At 70.9% G+C, this 15,736-nt stretch carries 13 protein-coding genes; 7 read left to right on the top strand and 6 right to left on the bottom strand.

Annotated features, from left to right (window positions below; all coding sequences use genetic code 11):
• Positions 1–80 precede the first annotated feature (80 nt).
• From AB0F52_RS31870 to AB0F52_RS31850, 5 genes are all read right to left on the bottom strand, one after another.
• Positions 81–1,703 (bottom strand): alkaline phosphatase family protein, encoded by a 1,623-nt coding sequence (locus tag AB0F52_RS31870; protein ID WP_360179139.1) that lies wholly within the window; start codon positions 1,701–1,703, stop codon positions 81–83.
• 28 nt (positions 1,704–1,731) lie between these two features.
• Complete coding sequence (locus tag AB0F52_RS31865) at positions 1,732–2,958, bottom strand: Dyp-type peroxidase (RefSeq protein ID WP_360179137.1); 1,227 nt, start codon at positions 2,956–2,958, stop codon at positions 1,732–1,734.
• A complete protein-coding gene (locus tag AB0F52_RS31860) occupies positions 2,955–4,112 on the bottom strand; it encodes an EfeM/EfeO family lipoprotein (protein WP_360179401.1) in 1,158 nt (385 codons plus the stop codon). The genes AB0F52_RS31865 and AB0F52_RS31860 overlap by 4 nt, the downstream gene beginning before the upstream one ends.
• Before the next feature lie 210 nt (positions 4,113–4,322).
• Positions 4,323–5,099, bottom strand: coding sequence for a metalloregulator ArsR/SmtB family transcription factor (locus tag AB0F52_RS31855; protein WP_360179399.1), 777 nt, complete (start codon positions 5,097–5,099; stop codon positions 4,323–4,325).
• 78 nt (positions 5,100–5,177) lie between these two features.
• Positions 5,178–5,981, bottom strand: a complete 804-nt coding sequence (locus AB0F52_RS31850) for a hypothetical protein (RefSeq protein WP_360179135.1) — start codon at positions 5,979–5,981, stop codon at positions 5,178–5,180.
• A gap of 176 nt (positions 5,982–6,157) precedes the next feature.
• Here AB0F52_RS31850 and AB0F52_RS31845 point away from each other — a divergent pair, with 176 nt between their 5' ends.
• Complete coding sequence (locus tag AB0F52_RS31845) at positions 6,158–6,946, top strand: hypothetical protein (RefSeq protein WP_360179133.1); 789 nt, start codon at positions 6,158–6,160, stop codon at positions 6,944–6,946.
• Entirely contained in the window at positions 6,943–8,670 is a 1,728-nt protein-coding gene (locus AB0F52_RS31840; protein ID WP_360179131.1) for a serine/threonine-protein kinase, read from the top strand. The genes AB0F52_RS31845 and AB0F52_RS31840 overlap by 4 nt, the downstream gene beginning before the upstream one ends.
• On the opposite strand, the gene AB0F52_RS31835 is transcribed toward AB0F52_RS31840, so the two are convergent.
• Positions 8,648–9,070 (bottom strand): hypothetical protein, encoded by a 423-nt coding sequence (locus tag AB0F52_RS31835; RefSeq protein WP_360179129.1) that lies wholly within the window; start codon positions 9,068–9,070, stop codon positions 8,648–8,650. The two genes, AB0F52_RS31840 and AB0F52_RS31835, sit on opposite strands and share 23 nt — an antisense overlap.
• A 261-nt stretch (positions 9,071–9,331) precedes the next feature.
• On the opposite strand from AB0F52_RS31835, the gene AB0F52_RS31830 reads away from it, so the two are divergent.
• The 5 genes from AB0F52_RS31830 to AB0F52_RS31810 all read left to right on the top strand — a co-directional run bounded on the left by AB0F52_RS31830 (position 9,332) and on the right by AB0F52_RS31810 (position 15,731).
• On the top strand, positions 9,332–9,886 hold the full coding sequence (locus AB0F52_RS31830) for an AAA family ATPase (protein ID WP_360179127.1): 555 nt from the start codon (positions 9,332–9,334) through the stop codon (positions 9,884–9,886).
• Positions 9,887–10,796: 910 nt separating this feature from the next.
• Positions 10,797–12,563, top strand: a complete 1,767-nt coding sequence (locus AB0F52_RS31825) for a glycoside hydrolase family 18 protein (RefSeq protein WP_360179125.1) — start codon at positions 10,797–10,799, stop codon at positions 12,561–12,563.
• A gap of 48 nt (positions 12,564–12,611) precedes the next feature.
• Positions 12,612–13,364, top strand: coding sequence for an IclR family transcriptional regulator (locus tag AB0F52_RS31820; RefSeq protein ID WP_360179397.1), 753 nt, complete (start codon positions 12,612–12,614; stop codon positions 13,362–13,364).
• 73 nt (positions 13,365–13,437) lie between these two features.
• On the top strand, positions 13,438–14,589 hold the full coding sequence (locus AB0F52_RS31815) for a 4-hydroxybenzoate 3-monooxygenase (RefSeq protein ID WP_360179124.1): 1,152 nt from the start codon (positions 13,438–13,440) through the stop codon (positions 14,587–14,589).
• Positions 14,590–14,675: 86 nt separating this feature from the next.
• Positions 14,676–15,731, top strand: coding sequence for a LacI family DNA-binding transcriptional regulator (locus AB0F52_RS31810; RefSeq protein WP_360179122.1), 1,056 nt, complete (start codon positions 14,676–14,678; stop codon positions 15,729–15,731).
• The last annotated feature ends 5 nt before the right edge of the window (positions 15,732–15,736 follow it).

Genomic DNA, 15,736 nt, shown 5'->3' with positions numbered 1-15,736 from the left:
CTTGCGTCCGACGTCAGGAATGAGTCATTCACTGCGCTCCCCGCCCCCTGAACCGAGGGCGGGGAGCGCCAGTGGGGCCGTCAGCTGTGGACGACCGCTCCGGTCTTCGGGTCGAGGGTGACCTTCCGGGCCTTCGGCCACCAGAAGTCGAACATCCCGTTGAGCGAATTGGCGTGCGTGTCGAACGAGGAGTCGCCGATCCGGCCGGTGAACCAGTTGTCCTCGATGAACTTCAGCACCGAGGTCTGGTCGGTCAGCGTGTGGTCGACGTGGTTCACCTTGCTGAACGGCGAAACCACCAGCAGCGGCAGCCGCGGGCCGTAGCCGCAGCGGTCGGCGTACGTGCCCAGCGTCGTCGGCTTGGCCGTGCAGACCGCCTGGTCCTGCGAAGCGTCGTGCGAGCCGTTGATGATCGGCGACTTCTGGTGGTCGTACCAGCCGTCCGAGTCGTCGTACGCCAGCACGATCGCCGTCGACTTCCAGTCCGGGGACTGCTGGATCTTGTTGATCTCGCCGACCACGAACTGCTGCTCGTCCAGCGGGTCCGAGTACCCCGCGTGGCCGTCCTGGTACTCCGGCGCCTTCAGGAAGCTCACCGCGGGCATCGAGCCGGCCTGCAGCGCGTCGTTGAAGTCGGAAATGTCGTACTGGTGGTTCGCGCGGTCGGTCTGGCCGATCGCCCGCACCGACGACGGCGGGAGGTGCTTCGGGTTCGCCGTCGACCGGTAGTACTGGAACGGCTCGTGGTGCGGGCTGTAGTCGACGACCGCGTTGCCGCCGACGTTCGTGTGGGTCTGGCCGCAGACCGCGTACCCGTTGGCCGAACCGGTCGGACGGAAGCCGCCCTGGAACCAGCCCCAGGTCACGCGCCGCTGGTTGAGCAGGTCACCGACGTTGCGGCCGTGCATGGTGGCCAGGTTGTCCTTGCTCGTGTGGTTCTTGCCCGAGCAGTCGTCCCACGCCGGGTCGGGGTCGTTGATCATCGTGCCGACGCCGTTCGCGTCCGGCGACTGCACGGCGTAGGCGTCGTCGACCGGCTCGTGCGTGACCGGGTCGACGGCCTGGACGCCGTGGGTGTTGCCCGAGATCAGGTCGATCGCGCCCGGGCTGGACGGGCCGAACACCGTGTTGAACGAGTTGTCGTTCAGCGCGTAGTGCTGGGCGTAGTTCCACATGCCGGTCACGGTGTTGCCGTCGTAGTAGTCCATGACCAGGCCCGGCTCGCCGAACAGGATCGGCTGGCCGGTGCACTTGTCCGTCTCGGTCTTCTCGACGAACTTGTCCATCTTGCCGCCGTTGAACGCGGCCTGCTCGGCGCCGTAGTTGTGGTTCTGGTCGCAGGTCATCGCCTGCTGGGGCGTGAGCCGCTTCGGGTTGTAGGCGTTGGGGTTGTCGGTCAGCAGCTTGTGGTCCAGGCCGTTGACCTTCGGGGTGCCGTGCGCGGCGGTGAACGGCGTGCCGTCGGTGTTGGCCGCGTCCGGGTAGGTGCCGAAGTAGTGGTCGAACGAGATGTTCTCGCCGAAGATGACGACGACGTGCTTGATCGGCGTCGACGTCGGGATCCAGTGCGCGGGGAACAGGTTCAGCGGCTGGGCTTCCGCGGTGGTCGCCGCGGAGCCGGTGACGACGGCCAGCGTGGCGACCGAGGCGAGGGCCCCGGCGCCGAGCAGGCCGCGCCGTCGCCGGCGGGTCTTTCTGTCCACAATGGATTCCTTTCGTGGTGGGCTTCGCTTACGCGAGCAGGGAGCGCCCGAAGTGGTCGTCCGGGCCGGAGACGCCCGGCAGCGCGAAGAAGTAGCCGCCGCCGAACGGGGAGATGTAGTCGGTCAGCGGTTCGCCGGCCAAGCGCGTCTGGACGGCCTCGAACTGGCGCTCCAGGTCCTGCTGGTAGCAGACGAAGAGGAGGCCCATGTCCAGGTTGCCGTTGCTGTCGACGCCGCGGTCGTAGTTCACTGCGCGGCGCAGGATCCGGCTCGCGTCGGTCTCCGGCGTGCGCGGGTTCGCCTTCCGGATGTGGCTGGTCAGCGGGATGACGGTGCCGACCGGGTCGTCGGCGTACCGGGGGACGTCGGTCTCCGCGGTGCCGTCGAGCGGGGCACCGGTGTCGCGGCGGCGGCCGAACATGTTCTCCTGCTCGGCCAGCGAAACGCGGTCCCAGAACTCCACCAGCATCCGGATCAGCCGGACGACCTGGTAGCTGCCGCCGGCGGTCCACGCGGGCTCGCCCGGCGTCCACACCAGACTGTCCACTTCGGAGCCGGTGGGGTTGGCGGTGCCGTCCTTGAAGCCCATCAGGTTGCGTGGCATGCCCTCTGGCCGGGGTGGTGAGCAGAAGCCGTTGAGCTTCCAGCGCAGCTGCATGCCGCCGCGCGTGGCGCGTGCGATGTCCCGCAGGGCGTGCAGGACGGTGTCGGTGTCGTTCGCGGAGAGGATCAGGCTCAGGTCACCGTGGCACTGGGCGGGGTCGAGGGCGTCGTCGGGGAACGTCGTCATCGGCTTCAGCTTGGCGGGCTTGAGTTTCGCGAGCCCGTACCGGTCGTCGAAGAGGCTCGCGCCGACGCCGAGGATGACGCCGAGGTCGCTGCCGGGCACGACGGGCCCGAGGACGCCGGAGTCGGCGGGCGGCGCGGTGATCCCGAGCGCGGCGGGCGCCCCGCCGGCGGTGAGGAACCGGGCGCGGTCGGTGACGGCGCGGAAGAGCTCGGTGAGCTCGGCCTTGGACTCGGCGACGGCGTCGAAGGAGGCGACGATGGTCTGCGCCGGCGGTTTGCGGAGGATGGCGGCCTGGTGGGGGCCGTGGAAGGGAACGGGCGAGGTGCCGTCGGGGACGGTCGCGGAGGAGGCACCGAGCCCGGCTCCGGCGGCCACCGTGAGCCCGGCGCCTATCGCCGCCCGGCGGAGGAAGGACCGGCGGGGGAGCCCGGAACCCGAGGTCGGTCCGTGCGGCGAGTTGGTCACGAGACCCTCCTCGGCTCGGCGATCGCCGCGATCGGGGCCAGCAGCTCCGTCAGCTCGCTCACGTCCGCATTGAGCTTCTGCCGCTGCTCCCGGCTCAGGTCCGCCGGCCGGAGCCACGTGCCGTCCGGGCGGTGGGCCGCGTCCAGCGCTTTCTGCGTGCGGTCGAGCCAGCTGTCCACCTTGGACAGAGCCGGGTAGCGCGGCGTCAGCAGCGGCCGCAGGACGTCCAGCACCGCGCGGGTGCCGTCGAGGTTCGCGCGGGCCGTGGCGAGGTTCGTGCCGCTGCCGTAGTCGGTGCGGCCGGTCAGTTCGAACTGCAGCGTGTTCTCCATGATTTCGTGCGCGCGCAGCCCGAGGTCGTTCCCGTCGACCTGGCTGTCGGCGAAGGACGTCTGCAGCGCGCGGGCGTCGGTGTCGAGCTGGTCGGCGACGGCGGCGAGTGCGACCGGGTCCTCGCCGTGCCAAAGGCCCTGCTCCAGGCGGTGGAAGCCGGTGAAACCGGGGTCGGCCGACCCGCCCGGCAGGCCGTCGGCCGTGCCGTTGAGCGCGCCGTCGGAGTCGCCGAACGCGTCGTAGGCCGCGCCCAGCCGCTCGTACGCCAGGTGAGCGGTCAGCCACGCCGCCTGGCTCGCCGCGCGGTCGCCGCCGGGGACGGTGTTCTTCAGCGCGGCCGTGTCCGCGACCAGCTCGCCCAGCCCCGTCGAGACGTGCTGCTGGTAGGCCTTGAGCGGGCCGAGCAGGTCGTCGTGCGTCACCGGTGCGACGCCCGGCCCGGTCCGCTCGGTGCCGCCGGTGATCCGCACGGCCGGCCCGACGATCGCCCCCGCGTCCTCGGGCAGGCAGCGGAACGCGTAGCTGCCGTTGCCCAGGTTGACCTGCAACGGCCGGGTCGTCGCCGCGCCGAGGCCCTCGACCTCGCCGTAGATCACGCCGGTCGCCGGGTCGATCAGGTCGACCTCGGCCGTCACCGACCCGGTGTTGTGCAGGCGGAACGCCTGCGGTCCGGGCTTCGGATCCGTCCAGCCGGTGCCGCACGCCGAGCGCGAGACCGCGATCTCGGGGTCGACGGCGGCCGCGTCGCCCGGCCAGAACGCCACGACGGCGCCCGCCGCGGCGGCCACGACCACGGCCACCACGGTCCAGCGGGTACGCACTGACCCCGGCACGCGCACTCTCCCGTCACTCGATCGGACCATCACCGGTCACGGATTATGCGAGCCTAACGCCCGGAAAACCGCATCGGATCCGATCGAAAGAGGGAAGTTCACCCGGACTTCAGCCGGTCGCCCACGAAACGGGGAGAATTCAGACGTATCTCTATGCCAGATCTGTCTCGTTCGAGATGTTCGACCGGTTTGGCCAGGTCACGGGAGAGGGGCGCCGGTCTCCAGCAGCGTCTTCAGGCTGGACAGCAGCGCGGGCCAGCCCTGGCTGCACATCTCCAGCGTCGTGCTGCCGGCGTCGAAACCGTCGTGGAGCACGGTCAGCTTCACCATTTTGCCGTGCGGTTCGATGGTGAACGTGACTTTGCTCCGGCTTTCCCTCTGCAGTTTCCCCAGCGTTTCTTCGTCGATGCCGTTGGCTTTCGCCCACTCCGCGGTGAAGGTGTGCCAGGTGTAGGACAGCCGGCGGTGGGGTTCCGATTCGAGCACGACCTGCTCGGGATCGCTCGTTTTCGCACCCCGCTCGGCCCACGTCATCGGTGCCCCCTTTTTCCAGTCCGTTTCGAAGGAGACGCCCCAATATCGACTCGTGAAGGCCGGATCGGTAAGCGCTTGCCAGAGTTTCTCCGGCGTGGTGTCGATGTAGGTGGTGTAGGCGAAATCGTTCATCGGTGCGGACTCCAGTGCTCGTTTGAGATCGGCCAGCGCGCCGGCCCGCCGCCGGTCGTAGCGGGTCATCCAGCGCTCGGCGATCGCGTTGATCGGCGCCGCGTCGAGGTGGTGCAGCTTCTCCCGGCCGCGCCAGGTGGTCGTGATCAGCCCGGCCGCCTCGAGCACGGCCAAGTGCTTGCTCACCGACTGGCGGGCCATGTCCAGTCCCGCGCACAGTTCGCGCAGGGTCTGGCCGTTGCGGTCGTTGAGCACGTCCAGCAGCTGGCGGCGGCTGGGATCGGCCAGCGCCTTGAAGACCTCGTCCATCGCGCCTTCCGGGTGACATGCAGCCGCCCGGCTGCCTTTTAACGCTAGGCAGCCGACCGGGTGCATGTCAACCGGGGTTCACCGGAAGCGGATCACCGTGATGCCGGCGAGGACGAAGAACACGAGGATGACCAGCGTGCCGGTCTGCCCGCCGGAGGAGCGGGTCACGACCTGGTCGACGGCGCCGGTCAGCCGCACGCCGCACTCGGCGACGACGGTGTGCCGCCCGGCCTCGATGCGGGTGAACTCGACGGGCGCGGTGAAGGCGCCGGAGCCGTCGGTGTAGGCGCTGCCGACCTCGGTGCCGTCCGACATCAGCGTCACCATCCGGCTCGGCAGGCAGCCCGTCCCGGACGCCGAGAGCGGCTCGCCGGGCTTGATGCTCGGCCGGTCGAGCACCAGGTCGCCGGGCTTCGGCGCGGTGCCGGACGTCGTGGGGGTGCCGGGCGTGCCCGGTGGGGTCGTCGGGGTCGTCGGGGTTGTCGGCGTGCTCGTGGTCGACGGTGGCGGAGTGGGGGTGATCGTCGGCTTGCCCGCTGTCGGGGTCCCCGGCCGAGTCGTGGGCGTGGTCACCGGCGGGGGCGCCGTGGTCGTCACCGGCGGTGTGGTGGTGGGCGTGGGCGTGGGCGTCACGGTGAACCGGCTGCCCGCGCTGAGCGGTCCGCCGGTCCGGGCGTTGGTGCACGTGCCGGTGACCGGGTAGGTGCCGGCCGCGCCGCCGCCGGGCACCGTCGCCGCGACCGTGCCGCTCGTTTGCTCGAGGGTCGCGTTCGCCGACCACATCGGCGTGCCGTTCCAGGAAAAGGTGACCGGCCCTTTGCACGGGTAGAAATTCCAGGAAATGGTGAAGGAGCTTCCGGCCTGGCCGCTCGACGGTTTCAAACCAACCGACGATGTGTATTGTGCGTTCGCCGTGCCCGCTCCCGCGAGCAGAAGCAACGTTCCGGCCACGGCGCCGAAAACCAGCCGAACCACGAATCGCATTGGGACGTCCCTCCCCGGTGTGTGCTCGCTGTAGCATTCCGGACCAGTCGGATAACGCAAGTAGGGGATGCCCAATGGGACGTGTCATCGCGGCGGGGGTTGCGTTGGGTTTGTGCGCGGTGCTGCTGGGCGCCCCACCCGCCTCGGCCGCATCCGGCTCGCTCCAGCTGCAGGTGTCGATCGACAAGCGGCCGGTCGAGGACGCCACGGTCCCGATCGATCCGGCGAACCAGGTCGAGCTGCAGGTCGTGGCGACCAACCCCGGCAACGCGCCGGTGAAGGTCCGCAGCGTGCGGCTCTCGGGCGTCGCGCTCGCGCTGACGTTCTTCGCCTACGACACGACCGCGCCCTTCGAGGTGCCGGCCCGCGGCTCGGTGTCCCGGACGTTCGTCCTCGACCTCGGTGACCTGGCCGGGCAGGCGACCGGGCTGCTGCCGTCGTCGGTCGAGCTGCTCGACGCCGGGCGCGGCACGCTCGGCGAGGCGACGACGGTCGCCGACGTCCGCGGCTCCTTCTGGTCGGTCTACGGCGTCTTCGGCCTGGCGATGCTGGTGCTGACCATCCTCGCCTGGGCGACCGCGCTGCTGGCGCTGGCCCGGCACCGGCTGGCGCCCAACCGCTGGCGCCGCGGGGTGCGGTTCCTGCCCGCCGGGTTCGGCACCGGCCTGGTCGCGGTGATCAGCCTGTCGGTGCTGCGCCTGGTCCCGCCCGAGCCGGCGATCGAGATCCCGGTGGTGCTCGGAGCGGCGGCGATCGCGTTCCTGCTCGGCTACCTGACCCCGCACCCGGCGCCCCCCGCGGTGACCGAGAGTGACACCACGGTCCAGCTCCCGCTGCCGTCAACACAGGAATTCACCCGATGAGCGCACCGGCCGAGCTGGTCGCCGCCCTGCCGCAGTACGACATCGGGGAGTCGATCGGCGAGGGCGGCATGGGGGTCGTGTTCGCCGGCGTGCACCGGACGCTGGGCCGCAGCGTCGCGATCAAGCAGCTGCCGTGGGACGTGCTCAACCACGCGGCGAGCAGCGAGCTCTTCGACCGCGAGGCGCGGGTGCTCGCCAGCCTGGACCACCCGCACATCGTCCCGGTGTACGACTACGTGCGGACGGGCCGCGAGCACCTGCTGGTGATGGAGCGGCTCGACGGCGGGACGGTGCACAGCCGCTTCCACGGCGGCGGCGTCAGCGGCGAGCAGGCGTGCGCGATCGGGCTGGCGATGCTGGCCGGGCTGCACGCGGCGCACCGGGCGGGCGTGCTGCACCTCGACGTCAAGCCGCGGAACCTGCTGTTCAGCACGCAGGGCGTGGTGAAGGTGGCCGACTTCGGCATCGCCAGGGTGATCAGCGAGGGCGCCACGTTGGTGACCCACGGTGGCGAGATCCTGGGAACACCGGCGTACATCGCCCCGGAGCAGGCCATGGGCAACGCGCTGAGCCCGGCGGCCGACGTGTACGCGGCGGGCACGGTGCTGTACGAGCTGCTGTCGCGCCGGCTGCCGTTCGACAACACCCGCGGCGCGATCAGCATGATGCGCCAGCACATGTTCACCGACCCGCAGCCGATCGCCGGGGTGCCGGCCCCGATCGCCGGGGTGGTGATGCGCAGCCTGGCCCGCGAGCTGGACGCGAGGTACCGCGAGGCGGAGTCGTTCGCGGCGGACCTGGCCGCGGCGGCGACGGTGGTGTACGGCTCGGGGTGGCTGGAGCGGTCCGGGGTCCCGGTGCTGCACCTGACACCCCGGGTGATCGCCGGCCTCAATTCGGCGACCGCCCCGGCGCTGCCGGCGGACGCCCGGACGCGGCCGGTTGCCCGGCCCGGGGCCACGCTGGTGGGAGCGCCGAGCAGCCCGCCTCCCAGTCTGCCGCCGGGGCCGAATTCGCCTGCCACGTCGTCGGCTGCTGTCCTTTGGCTGCGGTTGACCGCCGCGGCGGCCGCGGTTGTCCTCGTTGTGCTCGCCCTGCTCAACCCCGCTCGGCTGCCGCACCCGCCTTCGTCCGTGCTCAACCTAGGGGGCGCCTCCGTCTCGGCGCCGGTCGAGGTGGATCTCAGCAAGCCGCTGGTCCTGACCGGTCCCGGCAACCCCGGCCACGTGGCGCTCGACCTGTCCGCCGCCGGGATTCCGCTCGGGTCCGCGTCCACCGAGGCGAAACCCGGCGGCAACGGCTTCACCGCCGAACTCACCCTGCCGGGGATCGCCCGGTGGATCGTCGGCGGTGCCGTCACCGCCGACGTGCGGACCGGTTCGGCCACCCAGACCTTCACGCTGCTCACCAGCCAGCACCCGCTGGCCAGCGCGATGGGCGCGGGCAGCCTCATCCTGGCGCTGTTCGCCCTCGCCTACCTCGAATCGGGGCTGCGCACGATCCGCAACGGCCACCGCTGGCGGGGCGCGGTGGTCGGCGGCCCGGTGCTGGGCCTCCTGTTCGGCGCCGCGGTGTGGCTGTGCGTGACGGTGCTGCGCGTGCACGAGCCGTCGCCGGGGTTCGGGGCCGGGTGCGCGGTGGCCGGCGCGGTCGCGGCCGGGCTGGTCGTCGCGGCGGCGCGCCGCCGGGTGTCCACAGTGGTCAGTCGACCATCCGGACGGTGACGTGCGGGCTGTAGCTCTTGCGCCGGCTCCACCCCTGTTCGGCGCACAGGCTCAGCTGGATCGCGCGGTCGGCGGGCGCCCAGTAGCCGGTGCGGACGAAGTAGCCCTCCATCGTGTTCAGCGCGCCGAGGCTCTTGCGCGCCGAGCACATCTCCCAGCCCCACTGGCGCCCGGTCTTCTCGACGCCGTTGCGGCGCACGGAGATCCGCGGGTTGCCGACCGCGCGGATGTCGGCGTCGCCCTCGGTGACGTAGACGACGCCGTCGATCTTGTAGAACCGGTTGTTGTCCAGCAGGGTCACCTGACCGGAGAGGGTGATCCCGACGCGGGCGCCTTCGTCGCCCGTGAGCGTCCAATCGAGACAGAATTCCTGGACCGGAAGTTCCAGCGACTGGGTCATGACGAGTTTCCCCTGTTCTCACTGAGCGTCCCTTCCAGAAGATAGGGATTTTCCGGACGCCGGGAAGGGCTCGGCGCGATCTTCACCCGAACCGGTTCCGGCCGCGGATGGCTTGCGGCGCAGGGGTTTCTCGTCGATGAGTACGGCGGGTGACAGCGAGGGTTCCGGGCGGGTGGTCTTCGGTGCACGGATGGTTGTCTGCTACTGTGCGTGAATCTAAGGTAAAGGAACCATTACCTTCGCCGGGACGTTGGGCCGGGCATGAGCGAGCCCACTGTCATCGAGCTCGGCCCGCGCGACCTGCTCGTCGTGGCGGGGCTGCCCGGAGCGGGCAAGACGACCATGCTCCACCACGCCGCGGCGGGGCTGCCGGTGCTGGACTCCGACCAGGTGCGGGAGAGGCTCGGGGCGGTGGTTCCGCCGGTGGTGCCGTACCGCTGTTACCGGCCGGTTGTGCACGCGTGGCACCGGCTGCGGATAGTCGGGCGGGCTCTCGGTGATGGCCCGATCGTGGTTCATGAGCCGTCGACGCGGGCGTCGACCCGGGTTCTGCTGGCGCTGGTCGGGGTGGTGAGTGGGCGGCCGGTGCGGTTGCTGTTTCTCGATGTGCCGGCGGAGGAGGCTCTGGCGGGGCAGCGGAGCCGGGGGCGGGTGGTGCGGGCGCGGGCGTTCGCGCGGCATGTTCGGCGGGTGGGGAAGTGGCGGGAGGAGTTGCTGGCGGATCGGGTTCCGGTGGGGTGGCGGAGTGTTCAGGTGATTGATCGGGCGCGGGCGGCGCGGACTCGGGTGGTGGCCAAGGTGCTGGTGGGGTGTTGAGGTGCTCTTTCGGTTCTTTCGGTTCTTTTGGTGAGTTGCTGTTCTTTCGGTGAGTCGCTGGGCCGCTGAGTCGCTCTTGAGTTGGTGCTCTTTTGGTGAGTTTTACTGACTTCCACCGACCCGAACGCCGGATTGTTCAACGGCCGTCACGCGCGTCAAGGCGGGAAAGCGTGCCTTGACCCGGCGTGACGGCCGCTGAGGCGGCTGCGTATCGGTCGGCAGGAGGGTGTGGTCGGGGTCTGGCCCGTGGCTTGCGCCGGGGAACTCCTCGCCTTCGGTGCGGCTTTCCGGCGCTGGCCTGCCGTGGCTCGCCGGTGCCGGTGCCGGTGCCGGTGCCGGTGCCGGTGCCGGTGCCACGCCTCCGGCTGTGGTGGCTCGCCCGGCTGGCCGCCCAGCTTGCAGGGCTTACCTCGGCCAGTGCCCGCCTCGCCGGTGCGGCTCGCCCGGCCAGCCGCGCCACTCGCCTCAGCCGGCGCCGGGGCCCTCCGGCGCAGCCCATCGCGCTCCCCTCCGGCGCAGCCCTCCGGAGCGGCCTGCTGGTGCAGTCCGCTGGTGCGGCACAGCGATCCGCGCCAGCGCTCACGGCGGCCTCCGGCCGCCCCGGTCGCGCCCGCCGACAGCGGCCCGCCGGCGCGGCCCACTGGTGCAGTCCGCCGGCAGTGGCCCGCCGGCAGCAACCCTTTGGTGTGGCCTGCTGGTGCAGTCCGCTGGTGCAGCCCAGCGACCCGCGCCAGCGCTCACGGGCGGCACCCGGGCCTCCCGGCCCCCGGCCCCGGCCGCCCCCGGGGGAGGGCCGGGAACATCCGAGCGCTGCGGCACGATCACCACCGCCGCCGCAACCCTCTTTTTGGTCTGGACAATTTACATATTGGTCTAGACAATAAGGTCTCTCCCTGACTGGAGGACCCCGATGAGGCGTTCCCGACTGTCCGTCACCCTCGCCGCCTTCCTGCTCTCGCTTTCCGGGGTGCTCGCCGTCCCCGCCGAGGCCGCCAACCTCCTCGCCAACTCCGGCTTCGAAGCCGGGTCGCTCTCCGGGTGGACCTGTGCCAACGCCGCCGTCGTGAGCTCGCCCGTGCACTCGGGCAGTCATGCCCTCTCCGGTACTCCCGTCGGTGCCGATTACGCCCAGTGTGCGCAGACCGTCTCCGTTCAGCCCAACACCAGCTACACCGTCTCCGCCTGGGTGCGGGGGAACCCCGTCTACCTCGGCATCACCGGTGGCCCCTCGACCTGGTCCGGTAACTCGGGCGCCTACAACCAGCTGTCCCTCAGCTTCACCACCGGCAACCAGACCTCCGCCCAGCTCTACCTCCACGGCTGGTACGGCGCCGGCACCTACTACGCCGACGACGTCGTCCTCGATGGTCCCGGTGGCAGTACTCCCGGTACGCCCGGTGTTCCCGGTACTCCGCAAGCGACCACCGTCACCACCAGCTCCATCGCCCTCAGCTGGGGTGCGAGTGGCGGCACCGTCAGCGGGTACCGCGTCTACGAAGGCGCCACGGCCGTGGCCACCGTCACCGGAACGAGTGCCACCGTCAGCGGACTCGGCGCGTGCACCACCCACAGCTACACCGTCGCCGCCTACAACAGTGCCGGTGAGTCGCCCAAGAGTGGGACCGCCACCGCCAGCACCACGGGCTGTGTTGACACCGGCCTGCCCAAGCACGCCCTCGTCGGGTACCTGCACGCCAGCTTCGCCAACGGGTCCGGGTACGTCCGGATGGCCGATGTGCCGCCTGCCTGGGACATCATCGATCTCGCCTTCGGGGAACCGACCTCCGTCACCTCCGGGGACATCCGCTTCACGCGGTGCCCCGCCTCCGAATGCCCGAACGTCGAGAGCGACGCGGACTTCGTCGCCGCGATCAAGGCCAAACAAGCGCAGGGCAAGAAGGTGCTGATCTCCATCGGCGGGCAGAACGGCCAGGTCCAGCTGACGACCACCGCCGCCCGGGACAAGTTCGTCAGCTCCGTCTCCGCCATCATCGACAAGTACGGCCTCAACGGGCTCGACGTCGACTTCGAGGGCCACTCGCTGTCGCTCAACGCCGGCGACACCGACTTCCGCAACCCGACCACGCCCGTCATCGTCAACCTGATCTCCGCGCTGAAGACGCTCAAAGCCAAGTACGGCCCGGGGTTCCTGCTCACCATGGCGCCCGAGACGTTCTTCGTGCAGGTCGGCTACCAGTTCTACGGCGGCTCCGGCGCCGGTGACGCGCGGACCGGTGCCTACCTGCCCGTTATCCACGCCCTGCGGGACTCGCTCACCGTGCTGCACGTCCAGGACTACAACTCCGGCCCGGTCATGGGGCTCGACAACCAGTACCACAACATGGGCGGCGCCGAGTTCCACATCGCGATGACCGACATGCTCAAAGCCGGCTTCAGCGTGGCGAACACCGGGCAGTTCTTCCCCGGCCTGCGGCCGGACCAGATCGCCGTCGGGCTGCCCGCCGCCGTCAGCGCGGGCAACGGCTACACCTCGCCCGCCGACGTCCAGACGGCGGTGAACTGCCTGGTCAAGGGCAGTGGCTGCGGTTCGTACACGCTGCGCGGCGGGACCTCGCCCGGCTTCCGCGGGCTGATGACGTGGTCGATCAACTGGGACAAGTACTACGGCTGGGAGTTCCAGAACAGCCACGAGCCGTTCCTGAACGCCCTGCCGTGACCGTCGGCGGTGTGCCCCGCCGCTCCGGTGGGGCACACTGCTGGCGTGGTGAAACCGATGCTGGGCGAGTCCGTGCTCTCGCGCGTGGTCCGCATCTTCGAGACGTTCGGGCCGGACGCGCCGGCGTTGCGCGTCACCGATATCGCGCGGGGTGCGAACCTGCACGTCGCGACGGCGTCGCGGCTGGTCGAGGAGCTGGTCGGGCACGGCTGGCTGTGGCGTGACCCCGATCGGAGGATCCGGGTGGGCGTCCGGCTGTGGGAACTGGCGTCCCGCGCCTCGCCGACGCTCGGGCTGCGCGAAGCGGCGATGCCGTTCATGGAAGACCTGCACGCCGTCGTCGGGCACCACACCCAGCTCGCGGTGCTCGAGGACCGCGAGGTGCTGTTCGTCGAGCGGCTTTCGGCGCCCGGCGCGACGCTCAACGTGACGCGGGTGGCCGGCCGGCTGCCGCTGCACGCGTCGTCGTCCGGGCTGGTGCTGCTCGCCCACGCGCCCGCCGACCTGCAGGAACAGGTGCTGGCCGGCCCGCTGGAAGCCTTTCGCCGCACGACGCTGACCGAGCCGGTGCGGCTGCGCCGGTTCCTCGCCGACGTCCGGCGGAACGGGTACGCCTTCTGCGCCGGCTTCATCGACGAGGAGACGACGGGGATCGCCGTGCCGCTGCGCGGGCCGTCCGGCGAGGTCGTCGCCGCGCTTTCGGTGATCGTGCCCAACGACCGGAACGCGCGCACGCAGATCCCGGCGCTGCGGGCCGCCGCGCGCGGGATCTCACGGGCGATGGGGAATTCCTCTCACTGAATGAGAATATACTGGTGGCGGGCGGTGCCGCCGATCCATGCTCGGGCTCGATCGCGGGAAAGGACGTCCTCCAGTGCGCACCCAAGTCGTCATCGTCGGCGCCGGCCCGGCCGGGCTGCTGCTGTCCCACCTGCTCGGTCTCGAAGGCATCGACTCGGTGCTGCTCGAACGGCAGACCGCGGAGTACGTCCAGGCGCGCATCCGCGCCGGCATCCTCGAGGCGGGGACCGTGGAACTCCTGCGGGACGTCGGCCTCGGCGCCCGGCTCGACATCGAGGGCATGGAACACCGCGGGATCCACCTGCAGTGGCCGGAGCACCGGCACCACGTCGACTTCACCGGCCTGATCGGACGGTCGGTGACGGTCTACGGGCAGACCGAGGTGACCAAGGACCTGATGGCGGCGCGGGAAAAGGCGGGCCGCCCGGCGTACTACTCGGCCGCCGACGTCACGCTGCACGACGTCACCGGGCAGCCGTCGGTGACCTTTGTGGACGATTCCGGCGTCGCGCGGCGGATCGAGGCGGACGTCGTGGCCGGCTGCGACGGCTTCCACGGACCGAGCCGGGCGTCCGTTCCGCAACCGCGGGTCTGGGAGCGGGCTTACCCGTTCGCGTGGCTGGGGGTGCTGGCCGACGTCGCGCCGTCGACGGACGAGCTGATCTACGCCTGGCACCCGGACGGGTTCGCGATGCACAGCATGCGCTCACCGCGGGTGAGCCGGTTCTACCTGCAGGTGGCGCCGGACGAGGACATCGCGCAGTGGAGCGACGACCGGATCTGGGCGGCGCTGTCCGAACGGCTCGGCGTGCCGGGGTGGACGCTCGAGACCGGGACGATCACGGAGAAGAGCGTGCTCCCGATGCGGAGCTTCGTGACGACCCCGATGCGGCACGGAAACCTTTACCTGGCCGGGGATGCGGCGCACATCGTGCCGCCGACGGGAGCGAAGGGGCTGAACCTGGCGGTGGCCGACGTCGCCCTGCTGGCCCGGGCCCTGACGGCGTCGTTCCGCGGCGACGACCGGCTCGTGGACGCGTACTCGGAGACGGCGTTGCGGCGAGTCTGGCGCTGCACGCACTTCTCGTGGTGGATGACGTCGATGCTGCACCGCCACGGCGACGACTTCGACGCCCAGCTCCAGCTCTCCCAGCTCCACCGCACGGTGACGTCGACGCCCGCGAAGACCGAACTGGCCGAAAACTACGCCGGCCTGCCCCTGTAGCCGATCCTGCCGGTCCGGTCGGAAGTGTGGGGGTACCGAGCCGGTCGCCGGTAAGGTCTGCCGGAGCGCAGCGGGAGGGGGCGGCGATGACGGCGGGTTCGGGCCGGATCACCCAGGCCCAGGTGGCGCGCCTGGCCGGCGTCTCGCAGGCTGTCGTGTCCATGGTGCTCAACGGCTCCGACAGCCTGCGCATCACCCCCGAGACCCGCGACCGCGTGCAGCAGGTGCTGCGCGAAACCGGGTACACCGTGGACATCATGGGCCGCCGGCTGCGCGGCAAGTCCAACCGGATCCTCGGCGTGTTCACCTACGAGTCGGTGTTCCCGTCCGGGGTGGCGGACTTCTACCGGCCGTTCCTGCTCGGCATCGAGGAGGAAGCCGAGGAACAGGGCTTCGACCTGCTGCTGTTCACCAGCGGTGGCCGTCGCGACGGGCGCCGCCGGATCTACGAGTCCGGCACGAACCGGCTGCGCATCGCCGACGGCTCGATCCTGCTGGGCCGGCACAACGACCCGGAGGAGCTCGCGCAGCTGGTCGACGAGCAGTTCCCGTTCGTGTTCGTCGGCCGCCGCGAGTCGCCGACCGGGCCGGTCAGCTACGTCGGCGCCGACTACGTCGCGGCCACCCGTGAGGTCCACGAGTGGCTGTGGGGGCTCGGGCACCGCCGAATCGGGTTGCTCGGCGTGACCGAGGAGAACGAGCCCACGCTCGACCGCCGCGCCGGCTACGAGGCGGCGGCGCGCGAGCACCGGCGGACCCCGCTGGTGTTCCTCGAGGAAGACCCGGCGCTCGCGCTGCGGCAGGCGCGCGACGAGGGTGTCACGGCGTTGCTCGTCGAAAGCTCCGCGATGGCCGACGGCATCCTGGCCAGCGCGCACGACCTCGGCCTCGGGGTGCCCGAGGACCTTTCGCTCGTGGTGCTGGGGGAGGCCGACCCGTCGCAGCAGCCGCCGGTGCACGCGGTGCCGAGCACGGCCACGGACTGGTCGATGTCCCGCATCCCGCGCCACGAAATGGGTGTGCACGCCGTGCGCGTCCTCGTCGGGCTGCTGGCGAACCCGAAACCTCGGCAGCTGCTGCTGCCGTGCCTGCTCCACGAGGGTGCCACCACGGCGGGACCGTCCACAAAGCACTCTCGCTGACGGCG

The organism is Amycolatopsis sp. NPDC024027 (genome assembly GCF_040638975.1).
Lineage (GTDB): Bacteria > Actinomycetota > Actinomycetes > Mycobacteriales > Pseudonocardiaceae > Amycolatopsis.
The sequence above is the reverse complement of the archived record's forward strand: the minus strand, read 5'-3'. Positions and strand labels throughout refer to the sequence as shown.